The organism is Corynebacterium nasorum (genome assembly GCF_022345765.1).
Taxonomy (GTDB): Bacteria; Actinomycetota; Actinomycetes; order Mycobacteriales; family Mycobacteriaceae; genus Corynebacterium; species Corynebacterium kefirresidentii.
This window is the reverse complement of the sequence record NZ_JAKRDR010000019.1, coordinates 1-22,858: the sequence shown is the minus strand read 5'-3', so window position 1 is coordinate 22,858 and position 22,858 is coordinate 1. Positions and strand designations below refer to the sequence as shown.

The following is a 22,858-nucleotide window of genomic DNA, read 5'->3' as shown; positions in this document are numbered from 1 at the left end:
TTTCGGCAGAATCGAGTAACCAGAACACCGGTGTTGCTACTACGCAGAAAGCTTCAGCTTGGTCCGAGGATTGCTAGATAGTACCGGGAAGGTGTAGTCACCGTCCCAGCTTTGTGCATGCGGGTTTAGCGTCACGTTCACCTTTTTGTAACTTTAGCTAGATATTATGCGTGGGAATTCGTTACTAGTGAAAGGTTTCCACGTTGAACTATCGGAATAAACTCCGCCCGGCAGTTCGCGCACTCGCCTTGTGCGCGGCCACCGGACTGACCATAACGCTGGCACCGGCTGCCAGCGCCGCCCTCCCCGTGGCCGTGCCACAGCTCCGCGAGCCTGTTACCCAGCAGACCACCGGCGCTCCTCCGGTCCAGCACCCCGGTGCCCCGGTTCCAGAGCCGTTTAGCACGGACTATATCGCGGGCTTTGAATCCGATGTTTCCTCTTATCAATTTGGCAACTACTGGCAGGTAGTCCAGCTTTTTGATCACATCAAGGCTCAGCCAGAAATCCGCCAAGAAAATATGGACAAGGCCGTGGCCATCAATAACGCCGCAGCCGGTGACCCCGCTTTGATCCGCCGCGCGCAGGCCGATGCCAAGGCCAGCTCGACGAGCGTGCTCAACGCCGTTTCTGACTCGATGGGCAAGAACCTAGGCGATGCCTTCCGCGCTGCCTTGGCCGAGCACCGCCTGCCCAAGACCGAATACCTCCTAGGAAATGGCTATGCGGCCCGCGCAGGCGGACTGGCCAATTCCACGATGTCGGAGAAGTACTACTTCAACTATCAACGCCCGTACCAGCGCGCGCCGCAGGCGATTAAGCGCTATGACGATGGCTCCAAGGATCTCTATCCCACCTCGCCAGCCTTCCCTTCGGGCCATACCAATCAGGCAACGTGGATTACCACGCTGATGTCCTTCATGCTGCCTGAGGTAGGCCCACAGCTCATGCTGCGCGGCGCGGAGGCCGGCAACCACCGCGTAGTACTGGGCGTGCATTACCCGCTGGATGTCATCGGTGGGCGCATGACAGGACAGGCCGCCGCGGCTGACCGCTTGAATGACAAGCGCATGCGCAATGCCCTGTGGCAAGCCTCGATGGAAGTGCGCAAGGAAATTAAGTGGCGCACCGGCAAGACGGTGGAAGAATTGGTGGCCCAGGATCGGGCAGAGGGCACCGACTATCGGTCCACGGCGGATGCGGTAGAACAATACTCCACATTCATGGACTATGACTTCGCCCCGCGCTACCGAACTGACGCCCCGATGGTCGTCCCGCAGGCCGCTCCAGTGCTGCTTGCCGCATCCCATCCAGAGCTCAGCTGGGATCAGCGTGCCGAGGTGCTACGCCAGACCGCGCGTCCAGCCGGCAACCCATTGGATTGGCAAGCAGAAGGAGGCTCATGGCAGCGTCTCGATCTAGCCCGCGCCATGGCGGCCAGGGTGACCATCGCCCCAGACGGCGGCGTGAGCGTCAGCGGCTAGCAGGTTCTGCAACCTGTGGGGGTACAGATCTCCAGACCATGGTTCAATTTAGAAATATCTCCGTCACTCTAAAGGAAAAGATTAGTGACTAAGCCCAAGATAATGACCGTTTACGGCACCCGGCCGGAGGCCATTAAGGTCGCCCCCGTCGTTAAGGCGCTGGATAAAGATGAGCGCTTTGAATCCATCCCGGTCTCTACCGGTCAGCATAAAGAGATGCTGGAGCAGGTCAACACCATGTTTGGCATCCAGCCGAAGCACGACCTGGGGCTCATGAAACAGGGACAGGGACTCAATGAGCTTGTCTCCCGCGCCATCGCTGGATTGGACTCCATTATTGAGGAAGAAAAGCCGGACGTCATCATCTCCCAAGGCGATACCTCTACCGCTATGGCTGCAGCGCTCGCCGGATTCCATCGCGGGGTAAAGATCGTTCACCTCGAAGCCGGTTTGCGTACCGGCGATATTCATTCGCCGTTCCCAGAAGAAGCTAACCGTAAGCTCATTGGTCAGGTAGCCGAGCTGCACCTGGCTCCAACCGAAGGCTCGATGGAGAACCTGCGCCGCGAGAATGTGCGTTCCAAGGACATTGTGGTCACCGGTAATACCGTCATTGACGCTCTGCTGGAAGCAGCATCGTGGGACACGAAGTTCGCAGACCCTGCCCTGCAGGAAGCCGCAGACTCCGATAAGCAGCTTGTCGTAGTTACCACCCACCGCCGCGAGAACCTTGAGGCGATGAAGGAAATCGGTGGTGCAGTTAAGGACTTGGCAGAAGCCTATCCGGAGATTAACTTCGCATTGCCGCTGCACCTCAACCCCAAGGTGCGCCAGGCGGTCCTGCCGGAGGTCGAGCACCTGCCAAATATCATCATCACGGATCCGCTGCCTTATGACCAGTTCACGCAGCTACAAAACCGTGCCACCATCATCTTGACTGACTCCGGCGGAGTCCAGGAGGAGGCACCAGCATTGGGCAAGCCGGTGCTAGTCATGCGCCAAAACACCGAGCGCCCCGAAGCCGTCGTTGCCGGCACGGTTAAGCTGGTGGGCACTAATCGCGATCTCATTGTGGCAGAGGCAAAGCTTTTGCTTTCCGACGACGCCGCATTCGACGCCATGGCCAACGCCGTCAATCCTTATGGTGACGGCAAGGGCGCGCAGCGCGCTATTGCGGCTATCGCAGAGTTGACCGGGGTAGGCGAGCGCGTAGAGGATTTTCTGCCGGAGGCAGGTTCCTCTAAGGGGCCCAAAGGCGAGGAATCACTCGCGCGCCTGCCGGAGAAAGCGGATATATTAAAGGTATGAAACCGCTGGATATCCGCTGTAACCACCGAGAGCGCATGAAAGCTGCAGACATTTTAGGAGATGCGCTTTCGGCAGGGCAGATTGACCTCGATGATTTTGAAAAACGCTCGGCCGCCTGCGTTAATGCGACGACTCGCGCTGAGCTCATCGAGCCGCTGGCTGACCTTGTAGAGGACCCAGAAATTCTCCTGTTCGGGCAAGAACGAAAAATCGCAAAGGCCTATGCGGGCCAGCAAGAATCCAAAGCCATCGCCAAGGTGGAGCAGGCTATCCGCCAGGTGCAGCCGAGCGTGCAGGAGACCCGCTCCCTTGCGGTGGGGATCTTCGGCGGGTCTACTGTCAGCGGCGGGGCAGTAGCTCGTTCTCTGACGGCGTTGGGCTTTTTCGGTGGCGTGGACATCGATCTCACGGGCGTCGCCCTGCACAGTCGTACTACCACCATCAACGCGGCGGGCGTTTTTGGTGGCGTCGATGTTTATATTCCCGAAGGCTTCCGCGTCCACGTCAGCGGCGTTGGCCTTTTTGGCGGACATGACCTCAAGGTAGAGAACGGCGCCATCCATCCGAATGACCTCCCAGTAGACGCGCCAGAAATTATTGTGAACTGCTATAGCCTCTTCGGCGGCGTAGACGTTCACGTGGGGCGCCGCTACGGCGAGTAACCAAGCGCGATTGTAGTGCAAGCAACCACTTGCACTAATGAGCGTGGGCCAGTGCTTAGTCGGCCTCGATGATCGCTGCTAGACCTTGTCCGCCTCCAATACACATGGTAACCAGCGCGAGCTTACCGCCGGTGCGGTGAAGGTGATGCGCGGCGGTGACGACCATGCGGGCACCGGTAGCACCCACGGGATGGCCGAGCGAAATGCCAGAACCGTGCGGGTTGAAGCGCGGATCATCTGCCGAAATGTCCCATTCTTTGAGTACAGCCAGCGCTTGGGCGGCAAAGGCCTCATTGAGCTCAATGAGGTCAAGATCATCGAAGGTGATGCCGAGGCGATCCATAACCTTGCGGGAAGCCTCCACCGGGCCGATACCCATGCGTTCCGGATCCACGCCGGCTAGGGCCCATCCCTTGAGCGTGACCATTGGGGTAAGACCCAGCTCCTCGGCTTTTTCACGGGTAGTCACTAGGACGGCCGCGGCACCATCGTTTTGGCCCGAGGCATTACCGGCGGTAACCGTTGCCTCTTCGTCCTCCTTGCGCATGACCGCGCGCAGTTTAGATAGCTTGTCTGTACTGGAATCTGGGCGGACATGTTCATCCTTGTCTACGACGATAGGCTCCCCCTTGCGCTGGGGGACGGTGACGGGGATGATTTCGGCGTCGAAAAGCGATTGTTCCTGTGCAGCGGCGGCATTGCGGTGGGAACGTGCAGCGAGCTCGTCTTGGGCGACGCGCTCGATGGAGTATTCGCGGCGGAGATTTTCGGCGGTCTCAATCATGCCGCCGGCAATCGGGTGGTGCTTTCCGCCGGCGGCCTCGCGGGCTTCTTGGAGGCGATCGCGAAAGATCATATTTCCTCCCTTTGCTCCCCAGCGTACATCCGCATCAACGGTGTATTCGGTGCGGGACATAGACTCCGCGCCGCCGGCGATGATGACATCGGCAGCGCCAGTAGCAATGTGGGCACCTGCGGTAATAATGGCCTGCAGACCCGATCCGCAGCGGCGATCGAGCTGCATACCAGGCACGGTGGTGGGCAGGCCAGCGTCTAAGGCAGCCACGCGGCCCAAAGCGGGTGCGGCACCATTAGGGGAGCCTTGGCCCAAGATGACGTCATCGATTTTGGTGGGGTCGATACCGGACTCTTCCACAATGGTCTTGACCACGAGACTAGCTAATTCTTGGACGGGGACGGACTTTAGCGCTCCACCATAACGGCCGACAGGGGTGCGCTTGGGGTAGCAAAGGACTACGTCGCGGGTGTGCATGATAATTCTCCTTTAAGAAAGTTCGGTGGTGGCAAGGTCATGGGAGATTGCCTTGCAGGTTGCGATGAGCTCCGGCAGGATGCGCGTGGTGAGATCCTCAGTGGAATAGACGGATGTTTGGGTTGAGACATTGATGGCTGCAGCAGTGCGGCCCGAACCATCGCGAATAGGAACTGCAATGGAACGCAGGCCCTTCTCCAGCTCTTGGTCTACGATGACCCAACCGCGTTTCCGGATCTCCGCTAGGCGCGCCCGAAGATCTGCGGGTGCGGTGAGCGTGTGAGGGGTGACTTTCTCCAGCGACGCCGTTTCTAGGAATTCGTCCAACTGCGATGGAGTGAGATCCGCTAACAGTACCTGTCCCATTGAGGTCGCGTGCGCGGGAAAGCGGGTGCCGATGGTGATATTGGTGGCCATGATGCGGTGTGCAGCGGCGCGGGCAATATAAACCACGGTGTCCCTATCCAACACACTGACAGAGCAGGATTCATCGAGTTTGGCGGATAACTCCCTCAAATGGGGCTGGGCAATATCGGGAAGACCCAAACTCGAAAGGTAGGAATAGCCCAGTTCCAAAACCCGGGGGGTAAGCCAAAACTCAGAGCCATCCGTGCGCGCGTACCCCTCCGTTACCAAGGTGTGCAAAAAACGGCGTGCAGTGGCACGTGCTAGCCCTGTGACCTCGGCAACCTGGGCCAGAGTCTGGCGTGGGCGCTCGCCATTAAAAGAGTGCAAAACGGCTAATCCGCGGGCGAGCGACTGCACGGTGGGGGTGTCGTTCAAGGTGTGGTCTCCGATTCTAAAAATTGATGAAGTGGCCTACGTCTCGTAATTGTATCCAAAAGTGTTCGCACTGTGAACCCTTGTGCAATATATGAACCACACGTAGGCTGAAGCCATGTTAGATAAAGTCATCGACTCAGTAGAAAATGCCGTAGCAGATATTCCAGACGGCGCTTCCATTGCGGTGGGCGGATTCGGGCTCGTGGGAATTCCGGCGCGTCTAATTGATGCTCTGCGCGAACTCGGCTCTGGAGACCTCACCATCATTTCCAATAATCTTGGTACCGACGATTTCGGGTTCGGGCTCTTGCTTAAAGATCATCGCATTTCCCGCTCTATTGGTTCCTATCTCGGAACGAATAAGGAGTACGCCCGCCAGTATCTCGAAGGAGAACTGACTGTGGAATTTACCCCGCAGGGAACGTTGGCCGAGCGTATGCGTGCCGGCGGTGCTGGCATTCCCGCCTTCTATACCAAGGCCGGCGTGGGAACCCCGCTTGCGGAAGGGGATATCCCCACCCGTTATAACCCGGATGGGTCCATAGCGCAGACTTCTAAGCCGAAGGAAACTCGTGAGTTTAACGGCGAGCTCTACGTGCTGGAGGAGGCACTGACCCCAGATTTTGCCTTCGTTCATGCCGCTCGCGCAGATCGATACGGCAACCTAGCTTTTGCCAAGACTGCGCAGAACTTTAACCCGGATGCCGCTCGTTGCGCTGATATCACCATTGTGCAGGCAGAAGAATTGGTGGAGGCGATTCCGCCGGCCGAGGTTGACGTGCCGGGCATCTACGTCGATCGCGTCGTAGAAGTGGGAAAGCAAGAAACTGGAATCGAATTTAGGACGGTGAGCAAGTAAATGACCTGGTCACGTGAAGAAATGGCGGCTCGGGCCGCACAGGAATTGAAAAACGGCGACTACGTCAACCTAGGAATTGGCATGCCAACGTTGATTCCTGGATTCCTCCCAGAGGGCCTCGAAGTGGTGCTTCATTCTGAAAATGGCATCTTGGGCGTAGGTCCGTACCCGGCCGAAGATAAGGTGGACCCGGAACTTATCAATGCTGGCAAAGAGACCATCACTGCTGCTCCCGGAGCTTCATTCTTTTCTTCTTCGGAATCCTTTGGAATGATTCGATCACGCGCTATCGACGTAGCGGTACTTGGTGCCATGGAAGTATCCCAATTCGGAGACCTTGCCAATTGGATGATTCCGGGCAAGATGGTCAAAGGTATGGGCGGTGCCATGGATTTGGTTCATGGCGCCAAACGCATCGTGGTGATGATGCAGCACGTGTCCAAACATGGCAAGTCCAAAATCCTTTCAGAATGCCAACTGCCGCTCACCGGCGCGCGTTGCGTGGATCTTATTATTACGGACCGCGCCGTCTTCGAGGTTGATGAGCTAGAAGGTCTGACCTTAGTTCAGATGGCTGAGGGGGAGACTGAGGACTCCATCCGCGAGGTTACTGATGCCCCATTCACGCTGGACCTGTCTTAGTCCTGAACTGTTCCCGAAAGCCCGCCTTCTAGCACCCGGAAGGCGGGCTTTCTTTTTCATTTCTAATGAGTGGGGTTCTTTGGTACTGAATTAGCTAAAGGCTGGGCCGAAATGATTCATGCTTCGGCCCAGCCCTAGGTGGGAATGAGAGAGGTACTAGTTAGACATCGCGTAGGTCTACACCCTTGGTTTCAGGGAGAATGTACATGCTAATGATGGTGAGGACGCATAGGGCGATGACATAAAAGCCAGAGGCCCACGCCAGATCGTGCGCGACAAACCACTGGTAGATATAGGGCGCGGTTCCGCCAAAGACAGCTACAGAGAGGGAGTATGCAAGACCGATACTATGCGTGCGCTGGGCGGTAGGGAAGACCTCGGACATGATGGAAGATAGCAGCGCACCACCGGCGGCGACGATAATCACGCCTACAGTAGAAGCGACGAGCAGGGTCCACGGACGGGAATCGATCAACGCCATGAGTGGGATTTGCAAAACGGCCATACCTACCGCGCAGATATAGATGACGGGTTTGCGCCCAATCTTGTCCGAGAGACTGCCCCACAGCGGTAGAGCGATAAGGCCAGCAACTTGAGCAACCACCGTGACCCAGTACGCGCCTTGTGTGGTCATTCCTTCGTGGCTAATGGCATAGGTAGAAACGTAGGAGGTCCACGTGTAGTGCGCTGAAGTAACGCCGGAGACCATGCCGATAATGAGCAGGATATTGATCCAAGCCGGACGAGTAGCGGAGGCAGATTGAGGGATTGCTGCGCGCTCCTTGCGCGCTGGGGTGTCTACGCTGGGATCGGAACTGTCAATTTCCTTGAAGTGATCAGACTCTTTCATGTGGCGGCGTAGGTATAGCGCTACACAGGCAGAGAGCGCGCAGAGGAAGAAGGGTATGCGCCAGCCCCATGAGGCAAGTTGGTCATCATTGAGTACGAGGGAGATTAGGCCGCCGAGCACGTAGGCGATGACGGAGCCACCGAAAATGGAAACGTAGACCATAGAGCCCCATTTACCGCGGTGGGCGTTGGGGGCGATTTCTGGGATATAGCTATTGGCGGCGGCTGATTCACCGCCGTGGGCGAAGCCCTGCAGGATACGGATCACCAAAAGACCCACAGAGGACCAAATGCCGATCTGCTCATAGGTGGGCATGACTCCGATGATCGCGGAGGCGATGGCCATCATGATGATGGTCATCATAAGTACGGATTTTCGGCCGCGCTTATCTGCTACGCGGCCGAAGACGATTCCTCCGAGTGGACGCACCAGGAAACCAACGGCAAAAACGCCGAAGGTAGCTAAAAGGGCGGAGGTGGAGTCGCCCTTATTGAACATTGCGGTGGCAATGAATGGGGCAAAGACTGCATAGGAGCTCCACTCATACCACTCTAGGATTTGCCCGGTAAGGCTGGCTCCTAGGGATTTGATGTCGGTGGTAGAAGCTGCGTTTTTGCCGGATTCGGTATCTGGTGGCGATGTCGGTTTGGTGGTGGATGTCATGAGTTCTCCTTGTAGTGGGACCGGGACGGTTGGGAAAAATATTACCTAGATCACACAAATGGGCGGCGAGGATCCAAAGTATTGAGATCGTCTGACGCTATTGATGTTGTTTACCGCGTGAGAAACTGCACGTGATGAACCCCTTTCGGGGACAACCTGTGGTTAGATTTATGGTTCGCATTGTGAACTTGGGTGCGCATTGTGACCCCACTTGGGGGTAGTTGGGTAAATGTCTAGCGTTTCTGAGCTTGGATAACGGCGGGAAAGCCCTCCTTAGGTAAAAGTTTTAGGTTCACAGGGGTGGACACTGGTGTAGCGTGTGACACATGACACGGACGGAAAGGTATGAGTCCTAAGCCACCCGAGTCTTGTCGGAGCCACACCCTAAGGAGGGATTTATGACTGCTCTTAGTCCCGAGGAATTGAGCACAGAAAGCCTCGCCGAAGTCATGGCCGCGGGCGGACGCCCAGCCGATAGCGAGCGTGAAATAAAGATCATCGATACCACCCTGCGCGATGCGCACCAGAGTATCTGGGCCACCCGAATGACCACGGAACACATCCTTTCTCTGCTGGATGACATCACCAATGCCGGGTTCGAACACGTTGACCTAGTTGCCCCCATTCAGTTCGACGTGGCCGTGCGGTATCTCAAAGAGGATCCGTGGGAACGTGTGCGCCTCGTCCACGAGCATGCCGCCCCCGGTACTAAGTTCCGCGCGCTGATTCGCTCCAAGAATCTGGCATCCTTTGACTTCCTGCCGGATGATGCCATCCTTAACTGGACTGAACGCCTTTATGCCAACGGCTTCCGTGTCATTGGTTCTTTTGATGGGCTCAATGACATCGACAACATTGACAAGGGCCTCAAGCTTGCCAAGGAACTTGGCGCTGAGACCTTTGGTGCACTGTCCTACTGCCTTAGCCCAGTGCACACCGATGAGCTCTACAAGCAAAAGGCGGAGGAGCTGCTTGAACGCACCGACGTCGACCGCATCATGCTGAAGGACGCCGGCGGATTGCTCACTCCGGACCGCATGAGAACCCTTATCCCGGCTATCCGCAGCTCCATTGGAGAAGATATCCCGCTGGAGGTACACACCCACTCCCTGACTGGCTTATCTCCATTGACCTATCTCTTTGGTGCGGAGTTGAGCGTGGATTCCATTCACACCTCCATCGCCCCGCTTGCCAACGGCCCCGGTCAGCCTGCGACCCAGGCCTTGGTACGAGATCTGCGGGCGCTCGGCTATACCGTAAACGTTGACGATGATCGCATCGCCTCTGCCAGTGACCGGATCCAAGAAATCGCCGATACTGAGGATAAGCCGGTGGGTGTGCCGCGTGCTTTCGACGGCCTCCACTATATGCACCAGCTGCCAGGCGGCATGCTGACGAACTTTGAATCTCAGCTGGAAACTGCGGGACTAGGAGATCGATTTGAGGAGCTGCTCTATGAGGTGGCTCGCGTGCGAGAAGAGCTGGCATACCCCATCATGATTACGCCATTTGCCCAGTTCGTGGGTACACAGGCCGTCATGAATGTGATGACTGGTGAGCGCTACTCCGTGGTCCCAAATGAGATTAAGAAGTATGCCCTGGGTTACTACGGTGAACCTCTGGCCCCGCTGGACCCAGAGGTATTGGAAAAGATCCTGGCCAACGGTTCCTCCGAAATCACCGAGGAAATCCCAGAACTCAAGCCGGTACTGCCGGGCCTGAAAGAGGCGCATCCGGACGAGGACATCGACACCCTGCTTTTGCGCGTTATGTTCGCCGGCAGCCAAGTCGATGAAATGAAGCGCTTCGTAGCTGAGGGCCGCGCCGGCGAGGGCGAAGGCGTCAAAGGAGGCGTCTTGACCTCCCTCGTCCAGCAAATCTACAACTCTTCCGATACCACCGACTTCCACCTCAAGACCTCTGACCTGGAAATTAACCTCACTAAAGGAGAAAAGTAATCATGACTGATACCACCAACCTGCAGGATCTGAAGGCCCTCCTGAAGTGGGCCAACCTTTCCGATGATATCCAGGAGCTGCAGATCAAGTATGGCGACATCGAACTCGCCATGTCCCGCACGCCTGGCGGCCTCAACCGTCCAGCCCCGGCTCCGGAAGCAGCTGCCGCACCTGCAGCTGCTCCAGCCGCATCCCCGGCAGAGCAAGTCCCCGCACAGCAGGCGCCAGCGCAGGAAGAGCCCACATCGGCACCCGCTGCACAAGAACCAGCTGATCAGGAGCAGTCGAAGGCTTCCGGAGCTCCGGCAGCAGAGGGCGAGACCGTCACCGCTCCTATGGTCGGTACCTACTATGCTTCCCCGAAGCCGGGCGCGGACCCATTCGTCAAAGTTGGCGATGAGGTCGAGGTAGGACAGGTGCTGTGCATCGTCGAGGTTATGAAGCTGATGAACAATATTGAGGCCAAGTTTGCCGGAACTGTCAAGGAAATCCTCGTGGACAACGAGGATGCCGTTGAGCACGGCCAGCCACTTATGATCATCGAACCAAAGTAAGCCCCGTTCCCGCACAACGATCTGGAGGAAAACATGTCAGATCTCTTAAATAGCGTTCTGATCGCCAACCGCGGCGAGATCGCCTTGCGCGTTATCCGCGCCTGCAAGGAGCTGGGGATAAAATCCATCCTCGTCTACTCTGAGGGTGATAAGGATTCCTTGCCCGTTAAACTAGCTGATAAGGCCGTTTGCATCGGCCCAGCCAACGCCGCGAAAAGCTATAACAGCCCCGAGCTCATCCTTTCTGCGGCCATGGCTTTTAAGGCCGACGCCATTCACCCCGGCTACGGATTCCTATCTGAAAAGCCCGACTTTGTACGCATGGTGGAAGAAGAAAACATCGGCTTTGTCGGTCCCTCTGCCGAACACATCGGTTTGATGGGAGATAAGATCGAGGCAAAGCGCATCGCGCAAGCTGCCGGGGTGCCCACCGTGCCCGGCTCCGATGGAGTAGTCACCGAAATTGATGAGGCGATGGAAGTCGCCCGCAACACAGGCTTCCCGCTGCTTATTAAGGCTGCAGCCGGCGGCGGAGGTCGTGGCATGCGCGTGGTTGAATCCGAGGACACGCTGGAAAAAGATCTCAATGAGATCATGAACGAGGCCGAATCGGCGTTCAACGATCCCTCGGTGTACATCGAGCGCTATCTCACCGATATTAGGCACATTGAGATCCAGGTGCTTTCGGATGGAGAGAACGTCGTGGCCTTGGGAGAGCGTGACTGTACCTCCCAGCGCCGTAACCAGAAGCTTATTGAGGAAGGCCCGTCCCCGGTCCTGACCGAGGAACTCCGAGCGGGGATGCAGGAAGCTGCCATCAACCTGTGCAAGGAAGTTAAATACAAAAACGCCGGTACCATCGAGTTCGTGTTCGACAACACGGAAAACAAGTACTACTTCATCGAGATGAATACCCGTATCCAAGTCGAGCACCCGGTTACGGAAATGATTACCGGTGTGGACCTTATCAAGGAGCAGCTACGCATTGCCTCCGGACAGAAGTTGTCCATCAGGCAGGATGATATTGAGATACGCGGCCACGCTATTGAATGCCGCATCAATGCTGAGGACCCGAACCAAAACTTCGCTCCTCGCCCCGGCAAGATCGAACACTATCGCGTTCCAGGCGGCTTTGGTGTACGCATGGATACCCACATCGAAACTGGCTACACGATCCCACCTTTCTATGATTCTATGGTCGGCAAACTTATCGTGTGGGCAGAAGATCGCGATGAAGCCATCGCTCGAATGCTGCGCGCTATCGATGAGCTAGAGGTGGAGGGCGTGGTGACGACTGCGACGTTCCAGGCGATGTTGCTCGATAGCGAAAAGTTCCGCAGCGGTGAGTTCAATACCGGTTATGTGGCCAAGCTACTGGAGAACACGGACTCCATTCCCACGGATTAATAAATCTTCTGGTAGCTAGCCCGCACCATCTCATGGCAGTGCTGCCGCCTCTCCGAGAGTGCAGGTCCCACAACCCTGGGCCTGCACTCTCAGTGTTTCTGCATTGTGCAATGTGGCAGAAGCCATGCTTGGCGATGCCCCCCAGCTGCCTATAAGAAAGGACGCTCTATGTTGGTCATTGCCGCCCTGCTGGTCGGCGCCATAGTGCCGGTACAGACGGCCATTAATACGCGGTTTCGTGAAAGTATTGGTTCCCCAATTGTGGCGGGATTCTTTTCCTTTATTATTGGCTTGTTCGTTTCTGCGCTTATTGCTCTTGCGCTCACCGGTCACCTAATTCCGGATTTAGCCACCGCTGCGCAACAGCCCTGGTGGGTGTGGCTCGGCGGGTTTATGGGAGTTTCCTTCATCGTGGGAAATATTCTGCTTTTCCCTCGCATCGGCAGTGTGGAGACCGTTATCTTGCCTATCTTGGGGCAGGTAACAATGGGTCTGCTTTGCGATACCACCGGCATATTTAATTCCCCACACGTTGGAGTCGGCCCGCTGCGCATCCTCGGAGTGGCCGTGGTGTTGGTCGGAATCGCGTTGGTATTGGAAATCGGGCGCGGTGCCGCTACTACGCATGCTACAGCCAGTGGTGTGAAGCTGTGGTTGTGGCGGCTTTTTGGGGTTCTTATTGGAATGGGCTCAGCAACCCAAACTGCTGTCAACGGCTTCCTCGGCCGTGCATTGGGCAACCCCCTTCCCGCCGGCGAGGTTTCTCTAGCAGTCGGCGTGCTCTTGCTTGCAGTGCTGTCTATCGCCCCCCGAGGTCCGCGGCGTGCTCTTTTCACCCGTCCCGCCCCTGGTCCGTGGTGGATGTGGTTCGGTGGAGTCCTTGGGGCACTCTTCGTGGTTGGTGGGGCTACGCTTTCTCCCATCTTGGGCACGGGAACGACCGTGATTGGATCGTTGGTGGGATCAATTGTGTGCGGTCAGGTAGTAGAGTCGCTCGGCTGGGGGCATGCGCGCCGGGGACTGCCCCCTATTCACCGCGTAGTGGGACTGGCCTTAGTCATCATTGGGGTCGTGATGGTGCGTTCGCTCTAAAGCGTAGTGCCTTAGCGGCGCCAGCGCTCGAGCACCAGGCGTCTATCCAGTGACCGTGAAACGCAGGGCGCAAAGGCGCCGTCTGCATGCATTTGTTCATTAAAGACGGAATCTCGATGATCTGGCTCGCCTTCTATCACTTTCATAACGCAGGTGCTGCAGGTGCCTTCTAAACAACGTGACATCACCGGCAAGTCAGCTTCCTCGAGTGCCTCGAGTACAGTGACATTGGCTGGAACGTGAACGGTTTCCCCACAAAATTCCACGTCGAAAGCGCAATCGCCTGCACCGGCATTTTTCTCTCCGCTAAGCGCTTCCATATCAGGGTGGAAGTTTTCCCAGTGGAAATTCTGGTGGGGAAGATAGTCCAGCACTACCTCCTTTGCGCCGGACATGAACCCTTGCGGACCGCATACATAAAACACTGTTTCCTGCGGGGCTTGGGACAACAGGTGTCGGTAGATTTCTTCTTGCCGTGCACGGGGTGAGCCAAAAACTTCAATGAGACTATCGCCGCATATGCTGCGCAATTGGGGCAGCAGTACGGCGCGGGTAATGCTAGAGGCGAAGTAGAGAACCATGAAGGGTTTGCCTTGGCGCTGTAGCGATTGGGCCATGGAAAGCATAGGCGCAATACCAACACCGGCGCCGGCGAGCACATAGTAGCTGGCGGTGTCAACGAGTTCGAAGTTATTGTGCGCTGGGGAGATGAGTAACTCATCGCCCGCGCGAAGTTGCATCATGACAAGGGAGCCACCCCGCGAATTCTCTTCGCGTTTAACGGCGATGCCGTAGGTTGAATCCGCACCGGCGCCGCCACAGGGGGTCTCTTTGGATGGCATTTCAAAAACGGAGTACTGGCGCACTAACTCCGTATCCTCTGGCCCGGTGAGCGTGACGTCTACGTGGCAGCCAGGGGAGTAGTCGGGGAGTTTCGCTCCTTTCTTAAAGCAGAATTCCAGCACCATAAGGTCATCAGCGACTGGGGTGACCTGCTGTACTGTGGCCCGCAGCCGCGAACCTTCGCTCCGTTTTGCTGTGCCTCGTGCCGGAGAGTGTTTTAAGGAAGTTTCGTCCATTGTGGCCCCTTTCTGCTCAATGGCGTGGGCGGAGCGAGGGAAGCCTGTGAAGCGTTCTAACGCTGTGCGGCCCATTCGCATCTCGCGGCACCACTTCACGCCATTCAGCTTTTAAAGTAATTGAGGACATAGTAGCCACTAACTGAGTTCTATGTCACTCATGTAGTAACACTGGGCCAGTTAAGCGCATTCGATACACCCACATGGGTGGGTGAAGGCTTCAAATTAAAAGATTTCCTGGCGCATCCTTCTGTCTTATTTCTCATGGTAGGGGGTGTAATTCAAGCCCTTCTGTCCACTGTTGAAAGTTTAAAGCAGAGCAAAATGGGTAAACCTCCGCGAATTCCATTGCGGTGCAATCTGACTCTCTATACGATGACCACTACGTATTAAAGGTGACATAGAGCACATATTGTTCAACAGTGTGTGGTCTCACACTTGAGTGAAGAAAGGGAGTCACTGCAATGTCAACCCCCACGAAGCCCTTGGCGAGCGAAGCCACGCAGCCAGAGATTTTGCCGATGTCCGATAATCCTTATGAGGATTTCCGCTATTTTTACCGCGATGGAATGCCGCTGCGCCCGGCACCTAAGCGGCGCACCCCCACCCCGAGCTGGTCCGTGTTGCGCCATAATATTTTTGATTCTTGGCACTCAGTGGAAGATTCTTGGGAGGGCTACGGTACTGCGCAAACCCGCCTTTTAGATGACCACATGTGGCAAACCGATGAGACGGGTGAGAAGCTCGCCCAAGCCTTCCGTCGCGATGGAGCGAAGGAATCGCGGAAAAAATTCGAGCAGGCGCTAAATCAGGGCATCGATACGGTGCGTGAACCTGCCCCTGAGTTGGTGGAGTTTTTCCAAGAAGTAGATCGGATCCCAGGTTGGCTAGACCTCGAGGCCGCCGAACGCGGGCGCGTAGCCTATTACAACGTCACCCGCACCTCAGAGATTCTTGCTATCGCCTTTGCTTATTGGGCAACCACGTTGGAGGACCGCACCTCAGCGGCCACAGGTGAGACCGGAATGTTCGAGTTCCAAGCCATGCAGCGGTCTATTGAGACTGCACAGTTCTTTGTGGATCTAGGAAAGAAGAACGTTTTCGAGCGTTTTGGTGAGGGACGCAAGGCGGCGGTGCGCGTGCGTTTGCTCCACGCCCAGGCAAACCGCGGATTGGAAAAGATGTGGGGTCCGGAGCACTATAACGAGTTCGGGCGTCCAATCGGCTCCAGTTTCCTCGTCTCTGGAGAAGGCTGGTTTGGCATGATGCCGCTTGCAATCGACGAGTTCTTTGGCCGTCCGCATAGCGGCCAGGAGTGGGATGACGTGGCTCAGTATTGGGGATACATCCTCTACATGATGGGAGCGGAGGAGCGCCTTATCCCTAAAACTGGCGATGAAATGCGCAAGATGACTGATTACATCTATGGCAATGGCGGATATTCCTCTGCTTACCACGAGCGTGTGGCTACCGCGCTGATGTCCATCCTAGAAAGCCTCAACCCCCTCGTGCCGCACGTTGCCCTTGGCGCACTATCTACCATCTGCGGCGAGAAAGACACCAAGTTTATGGTGCAGGGCACACGCTGGGAAAAGATCAACTTTAGGCCTTGGGCCATCCTCTTCAAGGCAGCCGCTAAAGCGGAAGCTCGTGCGGCCCGAATTCGGGACAAGCTGCCAGGTGCGAAAAGGGCCAGGATAAAGCGAGCCAATAACGGCAAGCCCCCTTGGACTGCGGTGACGGAGGTGATCAAAGACTACATCGCTAAGAACGAACCAGATACCAAGTCCGATTACACCTTGCACGATGACTCGAAAGAAGCCCGCAGCTAAACCGACTTCACCAACTCTCACCAGACTATAAGGAGAAACCACAATGAATGCACCAGCACCGTTGAGCACCGTAAATGAATGGCCGGCCGGCCGCGGTAGCCGCGAAGAATTTGTGGCCAAGTATGGCACGCAGCGCGCAGACCGCTACCAAGAGGCCTTCTGGGCTATGGATCCCGTGGCAGACGCCCTATTCACCAGCGGTCATACGGTCAAGGAAATCATGCCCAACCTGCGCGAGGCCTTAGCTCGCGGCACCGCCGATGACGATACCCTGCCGGAGGTAGCGGCATTGATTGAGGATATGACCAAGGCGCTTGCTGGTCTAGACGCCGAAAAGCTTGAGCGTGGTCGCCGCACTTACCTATCCATCCCGCCGTTGAGTCACGGTCTGGCGTTGGGCCCTGGTTCCTTGGTGCATACGTATGCTACCCCGGCCATCGCTGACCTTTTGGTTAACACCGGCGAGCTTACTGACGGTGCAGTCAAGCGCCTTGCCTACACCACAAATTGGACCTATTCGCTTTACCTGCCGGATGCTTTGCAGCCAGGAGGGGAGGGCTTTATTCATACAGGCATGGTGCGCGCGATTCACGCTCATGTGCGCCGCGTACATAACCGCAAAGGCTTGGACTATTCCGACTATGGTGCGCCGATTAGTGAATTCGACATGCTGCGCACCTGGTTCGATTTCACGTATATCCCATATGCCGGGCTGCGCCGCATGGGCTGGCAACTCACCGCGGAAGAAGAAAAGGACGTGTTCTATCTGTGGAAGATAGTCGGCCGCATGTTGGGTATCCGCTCCGATCTCTTCCGCGGCGAAGATGATGTAGAGGCCTCGCAGGAGACCATGGACACCATCCATGCGGTCGACGGCGAGATTAATGAGGCTGCCCGCCAGCTTGTCGATGCCCTGATGTCCGGCTTCGTTGTTAATGCTAAGGAACTCACCGGCTTTCCAGAAGACACGCTTGCAGATTGGACCGCTGCGCATGTGCGCATCATCCACGGCGATGAGGCGGCTGATGCCTGTGGCGTGGCGCATTCCGTGATGCAGCCCATCTTGGAAATGGAAGCCCCACTAGTGCAAGAACGTTTTGACCTGCTGCGCCAAGACCAGGAAGCCCTTGAAGCAGAAATCCAAAAGAATGAAGACATGGTCCGCCAGATGCTTACCCGTGATGCCACCTACATGAAGCAGGATGAGGGCGTGAAAATGAAGGACGGCTCGATGGCCATCGGCGCCTAAAACGGTGACATAGATAACATGTATCGCGTACTGTTGTGATAGGCACAGTGCCTGTGCGACGTACATCAACAACCACACCCCATAGGAAGGAAGTCCCGATGTCTAAGGGCTACGCAGTTACCAACCCCGCCACAAATGAAGTGGTAGAAACCTTCGATACCTTTACCGACGAGCAGATCCAGTACCGACGAGCAGATCCAGGATGCACTAGCCAAGTCTCACGAGGCCTTTCAAACCTGGCGTAAGACCCCAATTGACGAGCGCGCCAAGATTGTCTCCCGTGCTGCCGAGCTCTTTAAGGAGCGTAAAGGCGAACTAGCCAAGATTGAGGCCCAAGAAATGGGCAAGGCCACCCCGGAAGGGGAGTGGGAGATCAACTTCTCCGGCGATATCCTGCAGTTCTATGCGGATAATGCGGCAGAGCACAATAAAGACAAGCCAGTCGATGTACCCGGCGGAAAGGCCGTGGTTCGCCGCCTTCCCGTTGGCTCCCTCCTGGGCATCATGCCGTGGAACTATCCCATCTACCAGGTCGCCCGCTTTGCCGGACCGAACCTGATGAACGGCAATTGCATTTTGCTAAAGCATGCCGAAATTACCCCGAAGTCCGCCGCTGCTATCGAGGAGATCTTCCGCGAGGCTGGCCTGCCCGAGGGAGTGTACATCAATATTTATGCCGACCATGACCAGATTGCGGACGTTATTGCTGATCCGCGTGTCCAGGGTGTTTCTCTCACTGGTTCTGAGCGCGCCGGCGCCGCCATTGCGGAAATCGCCGGACGCAACCTTAAGAAGGCTGTGCTGGAGCTCGGCGGCACTGATCCGTATATTATTCTCGATGCCGCCGATATCACTAAGGCGGCTGAGGAAGCCTGGGTCAAGCGCATCGAGAACGTCGGCCAGGCCTGCACCTCCAATAAGCGCATCATCGTCATGGAGGATATCTACGACGAGTTTGTTGATGAAATGGTGCGCATCGCCGAGGGAATGGCACAAGGTGATCCTTCCAGCCCAGCAGAGAACCAGTACTACCCAATGTCCTCGCGCAGCGCTGCAGAGAACCTAGACAAGCAGGTCCAGCGTGCCGTGGACAATGGTGCCACTATCCGTACCGGTGGCGAGCTGCATGAGACTGCGGCCTACTACACGCCAACCGTGCTTACCGACGTCCCCGTAGGCTCCGACTCCTACTATGAGGAGTTCTTCGGCCCTGTGGCCGAAATCTATAAGGTCTCTTCCGAAAAGGAAGCAGTGGAGCTAGCCAATAACTCCAACTACGGTCTGGGCGGCGCCGTCTTCTCTGAGGACACCGAGCGTGCCACCAACGTGGCTGACCAGATCGATACCGGAATGATTCACGTCAACCTGGGACAGTACTTCTCCCCAGTGCTGCCTTTCGGCGGAATCAAGAATTCCGGCTATGGCCGCGAACTTTCTGTCTTTGCCCTAGATGAGTTCGTAAATAAGCAGTATCTGTACATCAACGACTAGGCCACAAGCCGTTCTAGCCCAGAGGTAATAGGGCTCAATACAAAAGTACCCGCTTAGCAAAGCTAAGCGGGATTTTTGCTCCTCCAACTGGGCTCGAACCAGTGACATAAACCCTATTTAACCTGCATAAACACCCTCTTCAAGCCCTACGTGACGACAATCTGACGACATCTGAAATCTTTTCATCCACAGCGCTGCCCACCGCCTCCAAATCCTCATCAAACAATTCAGCGTAAATATCAAGCGTCATCGCCGCTGAAGAATGGCCGAGCTCACGCTGGATAACTTTCACATTCGCCCCAGCCGACACCATCAACCCGGCGGCCACATGCCTAAGACCATGCGGAGTCACACGCGGAAAATCCGGGTACTTATCCATACACCTATCCAACGCGTTGTAGTACCACTTGCCATGCGTAGGCGGCTTCATCGGCGAACCATCACGACGCGGCCATAACAACTCATCCGGGCTTTTACCTTCCATTACCGGTATAAGCATCCGCATCACCGATGCCGGCACAGCCACTTCGCGTACCTCATGTGTCTTAGGCGTGCCAATAACCACTTCGGTGCCTACTGTGACGGCGTTTCGTTCAATGCTGATTCGGTTTCGCGTGACGTCTACGTCGCGGACTCTGAGGGCTGCTGCTTCGCCCCAGCGAAGACCCACGGTGCCTAGTAACCATACGAGTTCTTTGTACTTAGTGCATTCGTTAACGAGTAGTCCGAGTTGTTCTGCGGTGAGGTATATCTTTTTTGCGGCGGTTTTGCGGGGTAGTTTAATTCCTCGGGCTGGGTTGTTGCGTATGGCTTTGTCCATTACCGCTAAGTCGAGGATTTGGGCTAGTACGGCGTGTGCTTGTCGTACGAGTGAGGCTGATTTGTCCAGTGATGAGACCCAGACTTGTACTTCTGATGGTTTGATGCTTGATATTTGGCGGTTCCCCCATTGTGGTTTCACGTGGTTTCGCCATATAGCGAGCATGTCGTATTTAGTCTTTGGTTTGAGGTGGGTGATGTTCGTGAGCCATGGGACGGCCATTTGTTCGATGGTGATTTTGCCGGCGTTGGGGTTTATCCAGTCGTTTTCGCGTATATTGACTGCGTTTTTGTCGGCCCATGCTTGCGCTTCGTTTTTGGTGCGGAATCCTCGTTTTGTGTGGGATGTGCCGTTTGGGTCGCGGTACTGGACCCGCCAGGACTTTCCTTTTGCGGTCTTGTAAGACTTGATTGAAGACATGATAGAGATCTTTGTGTTGTATAAAAGCCCCGGCAATCCAAATACTGTGGATTGCCGGGGCCCGGTGGAGAGATAGGGCTATGCGGCTACTGGGAATAGAAATTCGCCGACTTTGAGGCCAATCTCAACAATGGTTTTGGTTACTTCAATGCCTTTCTTAGCGTTATCGAGTCGCTTGGCAGCGATTTCTGCTTGTTGCAGCTTTTCTTCGGGGGTCTTTTCCTTCTTTTGGTGCTTGGCGTTCTCTGGCTGAGAGGAGTTGCCTTCTGTGGTGGTAGTTGTTGTTGCAGTGGTTTCTTTGGTGGGGGCTGCGTCGTCTGCCATTGCTGGTGCGATGGCGGTGGTGGTGGCGATGGCCAAGGTGGTCAGGCCGATGGTTGCTTTACGTAGCATTGTGTCTCCTTATCGGGGGGTGCTTTCAGGGTAGGTTTACCCAGTAAGAAGGGTAGTGCCTGTGCGGGGAAACTGCATTCTTTTGTGTCAGTCTGCACAAGTTTGAGGTGAATGGGGGAATAAAAAATTGCCTTGAGCACTAGTGTTGTGCCCGAGGCAATGGTGGAGTTGAAAGACGCGTGTTAGGCGAGCTTGCCGGCGATTACGATGATCTTTTCTACGACCTTCAGTGCGTCCTCGATTTTGCTGAAGTCAATGTTCTTGACGAACTTATCGACCTTAGCGTTGAAGTCTTCAGTCTTGCTGGAGAGCTGGTCGAGCTTTGCGTCGAAGTTCTTCTTGTGCTCTTCGTGCTTAGCGTCGAGGTCTTGCTTGTTTTCCTTGTGCTTGCTGGAGAGCTCCTCGAACTTGGCGTGGATGCCTTCTTTGTCGAGCTTGGAGGAAGCTGCGTCGTTTTGTTCAGGGGTGGCTTCGGTGGTGGCGACAGCGTCGGCAGAGGTAGTTTCAGAGGTGACGGTGTCGTCTGCCATTGCTGGTGCGATGGCGGTGGTGGTGGCGATGGCCAAGGTGGTCAGTCCGATGGTTGCCTTGCGTAGCATTGTGTCTCCTTGAGTCGTATGGGGGTGTTAAGCACGCAAAAAGGAATGCTAGCTTATTTTAAAGTAAAAGTCAGGTTTTGTGGTGGAATGCACAGGAACTGAAATGGGAGGGCTTGGTCGAAGCGTGTAGGCGCCCATGGATGGCCTCGGTGAACTCCTAAGTGTTTAGTGTTGACGCTTACATTAAATTCTTGGTATGAGGGTGGTAAGTCGGTTGTAGTAGTTCGCCTAGTTCTTTAATTTGATGTCGTGCTGAATAATGGTTGCGGGGTTAGCTTTAGTCGGCTAGTGTTTTCGACACCGGCTGGGGATGTACGTACTGGCCGGTTGAGAGTTCGATTCCGCTCTCCTGATCTTTTCTACGTTGGTTGTATTAATGTAGAAAAGTAGCTCATGTTGCGGCCGCTAAGTAGTGCTGGTACCCCTTGCACTCTTAGCGGCCTTTTACGTTTTACTAGGCTAACTTCCTCTGATTGTGGTGGGCCATACTTTACTTTGAATATCCTGCGTATGGATTTGTTTCCTGTGGTATGAAGTCAATTTCACAGAGAGAGATGTCGCTATTTTTAGTTAGTAATACTAGGCTTAGTGCTGTCGGTCAGAATTCTTACGCTGGCTGACTTTAGGGCACTCTTACCCTAAGTCCCGCCGCCTTCCTTCTGTACTTTAGCGGCGGGTCTAGGAAAGGCCGCTGGGGCTACGTAGTTCATCCTTGTAGAAAGGCATCCGGCGGCCTTTTCTGCTCTATCTGGGATAGTGGTAAAAGAGGAGGGGCATAGTTTGTGAAACTCATGGCCCCTCCTTTTGCTGCTAACTGCTTTTCACCATTAGTGCTGTGTACAGCTGTTGCCATGATTTCAAAATATTGACGGTCACTCCTAACTCTGCTGCGATGGCGGCTGGGTGTGGTCCGTAGATTGCTTCTGCTGTGGCGTATTCGGTGGGGTTGATGAGGAGTCGGGCTGCGAAGCGGTCTGCGCGGATTTCATGGGCGCCGTGGTGGCCGGGAGGGTCACCATAATGCGCGTGGCCTAGCTCGTGGGCGAGGGAGCATAGGGTGCGCATCGTCCATGCCGAGGCGGAGCGTGATGGTGTTTCTGCGGGGTATCCATGCTGCTTTCGGCCCACCACGATGCCACCGGATTCGGTAGCCGCAGGCTTGCGCCACATCGATACGGGCGTCAAGCATTGGCGTGTTAAAGGTTGTTTGTTTATGCGTAGACGAGGTACTGTCTGACTTAGAGACACTGACTCGTGATGGATCAGGCTGGGTTCCCGAATGGGAGTAAGACATTAGGTCGAGAATTCCTTTGCCCCTGGGGGGCGGAATCAAGCGGTGGATGCGCCACGCTTGAATAGTTCGTTAAGTATTTCACGTGGGGTTGCGCCGCCGAGGATTTGTCGGGGTGTTTCGTTGAGCTCATTTTGCACCCACGCGAC

At 55.7% G+C, this 22,858-nt stretch carries 20 protein-coding genes; 12 read left to right on the top strand and 8 right to left on the bottom strand.

Translation table 11 applies throughout. The features are described 5' to 3' along the window. The first annotated feature begins 203 nt into the window (after positions 1–203). The 3 genes from MHK04_RS10850 (at position 204) to MHK04_RS10840 (ending at position 3,454) form a co-directional block, all read left to right on the top strand. Positions 204–1,484, top strand: coding sequence for an acid phosphatase (locus MHK04_RS10850; RefSeq protein WP_234288168.1), 1,281 nt, complete (start codon positions 204–206; stop codon positions 1,482–1,484). 84 nt (positions 1,485–1,568) lie between these two features. Further along, the gene (wecB, locus tag MHK04_RS10845) at positions 1,569–2,792 is read left to right on the top strand and encodes a non-hydrolyzing UDP-N-acetylglucosamine 2-epimerase (RefSeq protein ID WP_200288800.1); all 1,224 of its coding nucleotides are present in this window, start codon (positions 1,569–1,571) and stop codon (positions 2,790–2,792) included. Next, entirely contained in the window at positions 2,789–3,454 is a 666-nt protein-coding gene (locus tag MHK04_RS10840) for a DUF1707 SHOCT-like domain-containing protein (protein WP_023021014.1), read from the top strand. Before wecB ends, MHK04_RS10840 begins: the two co-directional genes overlap by 4 nt. Before the next feature lie 55 nt (positions 3,455–3,509). Here MHK04_RS10840 and MHK04_RS10835 read toward each other — a convergent pair whose 3' ends face one another. Further along, on the bottom strand, positions 3,510–4,727 hold the full coding sequence (locus MHK04_RS10835) for an acetyl-CoA C-acetyltransferase (RefSeq protein WP_239208736.1): 1,218 nt from the start codon (positions 4,725–4,727) through the stop codon (positions 3,510–3,512). A 12-nt stretch (positions 4,728–4,739) separates the two neighbouring features. After that, entirely contained in the window at positions 4,740–5,510 is a 771-nt protein-coding gene (locus MHK04_RS10830; protein WP_239208738.1) for an IclR family transcriptional regulator domain-containing protein, read from the bottom strand. Positions 5,511–5,625: 115 nt separating this feature from the next. On the opposite strand from MHK04_RS10830, the gene MHK04_RS10825 reads away from it, so the two are divergent. Together MHK04_RS10825 and MHK04_RS10820 are read left to right on the top strand one after the other, a co-directional pair. Then, a complete protein-coding gene (locus MHK04_RS10825) occupies positions 5,626–6,369 on the top strand; it encodes a CoA transferase subunit A (RefSeq protein WP_239208740.1) in 744 nt (247 codons plus the stop codon). Further along, positions 6,370–7,011 (top strand): 3-oxoacid CoA-transferase subunit B, encoded by a 642-nt coding sequence (locus MHK04_RS10820; protein ID WP_086589098.1) that lies wholly within the window; start codon positions 6,370–6,372, stop codon positions 7,009–7,011. A 160-nt stretch (positions 7,012–7,171) separates the two neighbouring features. Here MHK04_RS10820 and MHK04_RS10815 read toward each other — a convergent pair whose 3' ends face one another. After that, the gene (locus tag MHK04_RS10815; protein WP_239208742.1) at positions 7,172–8,524 is read right to left on the bottom strand and encodes an MFS transporter; all 1,353 of its coding nucleotides are present in this window, start codon (positions 8,522–8,524) and stop codon (positions 7,172–7,174) included. Positions 8,525–8,922: 398 nt separating this feature from the next. Here MHK04_RS10815 and MHK04_RS10810 point away from each other — a divergent pair, with 398 nt between their 5' ends. The 4 genes from MHK04_RS10810 (at position 8,923) to MHK04_RS10795 (ending at position 13,535) form a co-directional block, all read left to right on the top strand. Beyond that, a complete protein-coding gene (locus MHK04_RS10810) occupies positions 8,923–10,482 on the top strand; it encodes a hydroxymethylglutaryl-CoA lyase-like TIM-barrel protein (protein WP_239208744.1) in 1,560 nt (519 codons plus the stop codon). Between the two features lie 2 nt (positions 10,483–10,484). Then, on the top strand, positions 10,485–11,036 hold the full coding sequence (gene accB / locus MHK04_RS10805; protein ID WP_239208746.1) for an acetyl-CoA carboxylase biotin carboxyl carrier protein: 552 nt from the start codon (positions 10,485–10,487) through the stop codon (positions 11,034–11,036). 33 nt (positions 11,037–11,069) lie between these two features. Continuing rightward, entirely contained in the window at positions 11,070–12,443 is a 1,374-nt protein-coding gene (accC, locus tag MHK04_RS10800; protein ID WP_239208748.1) for an acetyl-CoA carboxylase biotin carboxylase subunit, read from the top strand. Positions 12,444–12,611: 168 nt separating this feature from the next. Continuing rightward, positions 12,612–13,535, top strand: a complete 924-nt coding sequence (locus MHK04_RS10795; RefSeq protein WP_239208750.1) for a DMT family transporter — start codon at positions 12,612–12,614, stop codon at positions 13,533–13,535. 11 nt (positions 13,536–13,546) lie between these two features. Here MHK04_RS10795 and MHK04_RS10790 read toward each other — a convergent pair whose 3' ends face one another. Continuing rightward, positions 13,547–14,614 carry a PDR/VanB family oxidoreductase gene (locus tag MHK04_RS10790; protein WP_200288804.1) on the bottom strand — a complete coding sequence of 356 codons (1,068 nt, stop codon included), beginning with the start codon at positions 14,612–14,614 and terminating at the stop codon, positions 13,547–13,549. 464 nt (positions 14,615–15,078) lie between these two features. On the opposite strand from MHK04_RS10790, the gene MHK04_RS10785 reads away from it, so the two are divergent. The 3 genes from MHK04_RS10785 to MHK04_RS10775 all read left to right on the top strand — a co-directional run bounded on the left by MHK04_RS10785 (position 15,079) and on the right by MHK04_RS10775 (position 19,186). Next, a complete protein-coding gene (locus MHK04_RS10785; protein WP_239208752.1) occupies positions 15,079–16,446 on the top strand; it encodes an oxygenase MpaB family protein in 1,368 nt (455 codons plus the stop codon). A gap of 43 nt (positions 16,447–16,489) precedes the next feature. Then, positions 16,490–17,695, top strand: coding sequence for an oxygenase MpaB family protein (locus tag MHK04_RS10780; RefSeq protein ID WP_239208754.1), 1,206 nt, complete (start codon positions 16,490–16,492; stop codon positions 17,693–17,695). Positions 17,696–17,851: 156 nt separating this feature from the next. After that, on the top strand, positions 17,852–19,186 hold the full coding sequence (locus MHK04_RS10775) for an NAD-dependent succinate-semialdehyde dehydrogenase (RefSeq protein ID WP_441303155.1): 1,335 nt from the start codon (positions 17,852–17,854) through the stop codon (positions 19,184–19,186). A 139-nt stretch (positions 19,187–19,325) separates the two neighbouring features. Here the strand turns inward: MHK04_RS10775 and MHK04_RS10770 are convergent, their stop codons facing one another. The 4 genes from MHK04_RS10770 to MHK04_RS10755 all read right to left on the bottom strand — a co-directional run bounded on the left by MHK04_RS10770 (position 19,326) and on the right by MHK04_RS10755 (position 22,603). After that, positions 19,326–20,426: a site-specific integrase gene (locus tag MHK04_RS10770; RefSeq protein ID WP_239208756.1), complete on the bottom strand. Its 1,101-nt coding sequence runs from the start codon at positions 20,424–20,426 to the stop codon at positions 19,326–19,328. A 78-nt stretch (positions 20,427–20,504) separates the two neighbouring features. Continuing rightward, a complete protein-coding gene (locus tag MHK04_RS10765) occupies positions 20,505–20,819 on the bottom strand; it encodes a hypothetical protein (protein ID WP_023021029.1) in 315 nt (104 codons plus the stop codon). Between the two features lie 182 nt (positions 20,820–21,001). Continuing rightward, complete coding sequence (locus MHK04_RS10760; protein ID WP_023021030.1) at positions 21,002–21,418, bottom strand: hypothetical protein; 417 nt, start codon at positions 21,416–21,418, stop codon at positions 21,002–21,004. 810 nt (positions 21,419–22,228) lie between these two features. Beyond that, on the bottom strand, positions 22,229–22,603 hold the full coding sequence (locus tag MHK04_RS10755; RefSeq protein WP_324291890.1) for an ImmA/IrrE family metallo-endopeptidase: 375 nt from the start codon (positions 22,601–22,603) through the stop codon (positions 22,229–22,231). Positions 22,604–22,858 lie beyond the last annotated feature (255 nt).

Bases quoted from the DNA above. Each gene is read 5' to 3' on its own strand.
- MHK04_RS10840 (WP_023021014.1), top strand. From the start codon at position 2,789: ATGAAACCGCTGGATATCCGCTGTAACCACCGAGAGCGCATGAAAGCT.
- MHK04_RS10835 (WP_239208736.1), bottom strand. From the start codon at position 4,727: ATGCACACCCGCGACGTAGTCCTTTGCTACCCCAAGCGCACCCCTGTC.
- MHK04_RS10825 (WP_239208740.1), top strand. From the start codon at position 5,626: ATGTTAGATAAAGTCATCGACTCAGTAGAAAATGCCGTAGCAGATATT.
- MHK04_RS10820 (WP_086589098.1), top strand. From the start codon at position 6,370: ATGACCTGGTCACGTGAAGAAATGGCGGCTCGGGCCGCACAGGAATTG.
- MHK04_RS10815 (WP_239208742.1), bottom strand. From the start codon at position 8,524: ATGACATCCACCACCAAACCGACATCGCCACCAGATACCGAATCCGGC.
- MHK04_RS10810 (WP_239208744.1), top strand. From the start codon at position 8,923: ATGACTGCTCTTAGTCCCGAGGAATTGAGCACAGAAAGCCTCGCCGAA.
- accB (WP_239208746.1), top strand. From the start codon at position 10,485: ATGACTGATACCACCAACCTGCAGGATCTGAAGGCCCTCCTGAAGTGG.
- accC (WP_239208748.1), top strand. From the start codon at position 11,070: ATGTCAGATCTCTTAAATAGCGTTCTGATCGCCAACCGCGGCGAGATC.
- MHK04_RS10795 (WP_239208750.1), top strand. From the start codon at position 12,612: ATGTTGGTCATTGCCGCCCTGCTGGTCGGCGCCATAGTGCCGGTACAG.
- MHK04_RS10790 (WP_200288804.1), bottom strand. From the start codon at position 14,614: ATGGACGAAACTTCCTTAAAACACTCTCCGGCACGAGGCACAGCAAAA.
- MHK04_RS10785 (WP_239208752.1), top strand. From the start codon at position 15,079: ATGTCAACCCCCACGAAGCCCTTGGCGAGCGAAGCCACGCAGCCAGAG.
- MHK04_RS10780 (WP_239208754.1), top strand. From the start codon at position 16,490: ATGAATGCACCAGCACCGTTGAGCACCGTAAATGAATGGCCGGCCGGC.
- MHK04_RS10770 (WP_239208756.1), bottom strand. From the start codon at position 20,426: ATGTCTTCAATCAAGTCTTACAAGACCGCAAAAGGAAAGTCCTGGCGG.
- MHK04_RS10765 (WP_023021029.1), bottom strand. From the start codon at position 20,819: ATGCTACGTAAAGCAACCATCGGCCTGACCACCTTGGCCATCGCCACC.
- MHK04_RS10760 (WP_023021030.1), bottom strand. From the start codon at position 21,418: ATGCTACGCAAGGCAACCATCGGACTGACCACCTTGGCCATCGCCACC.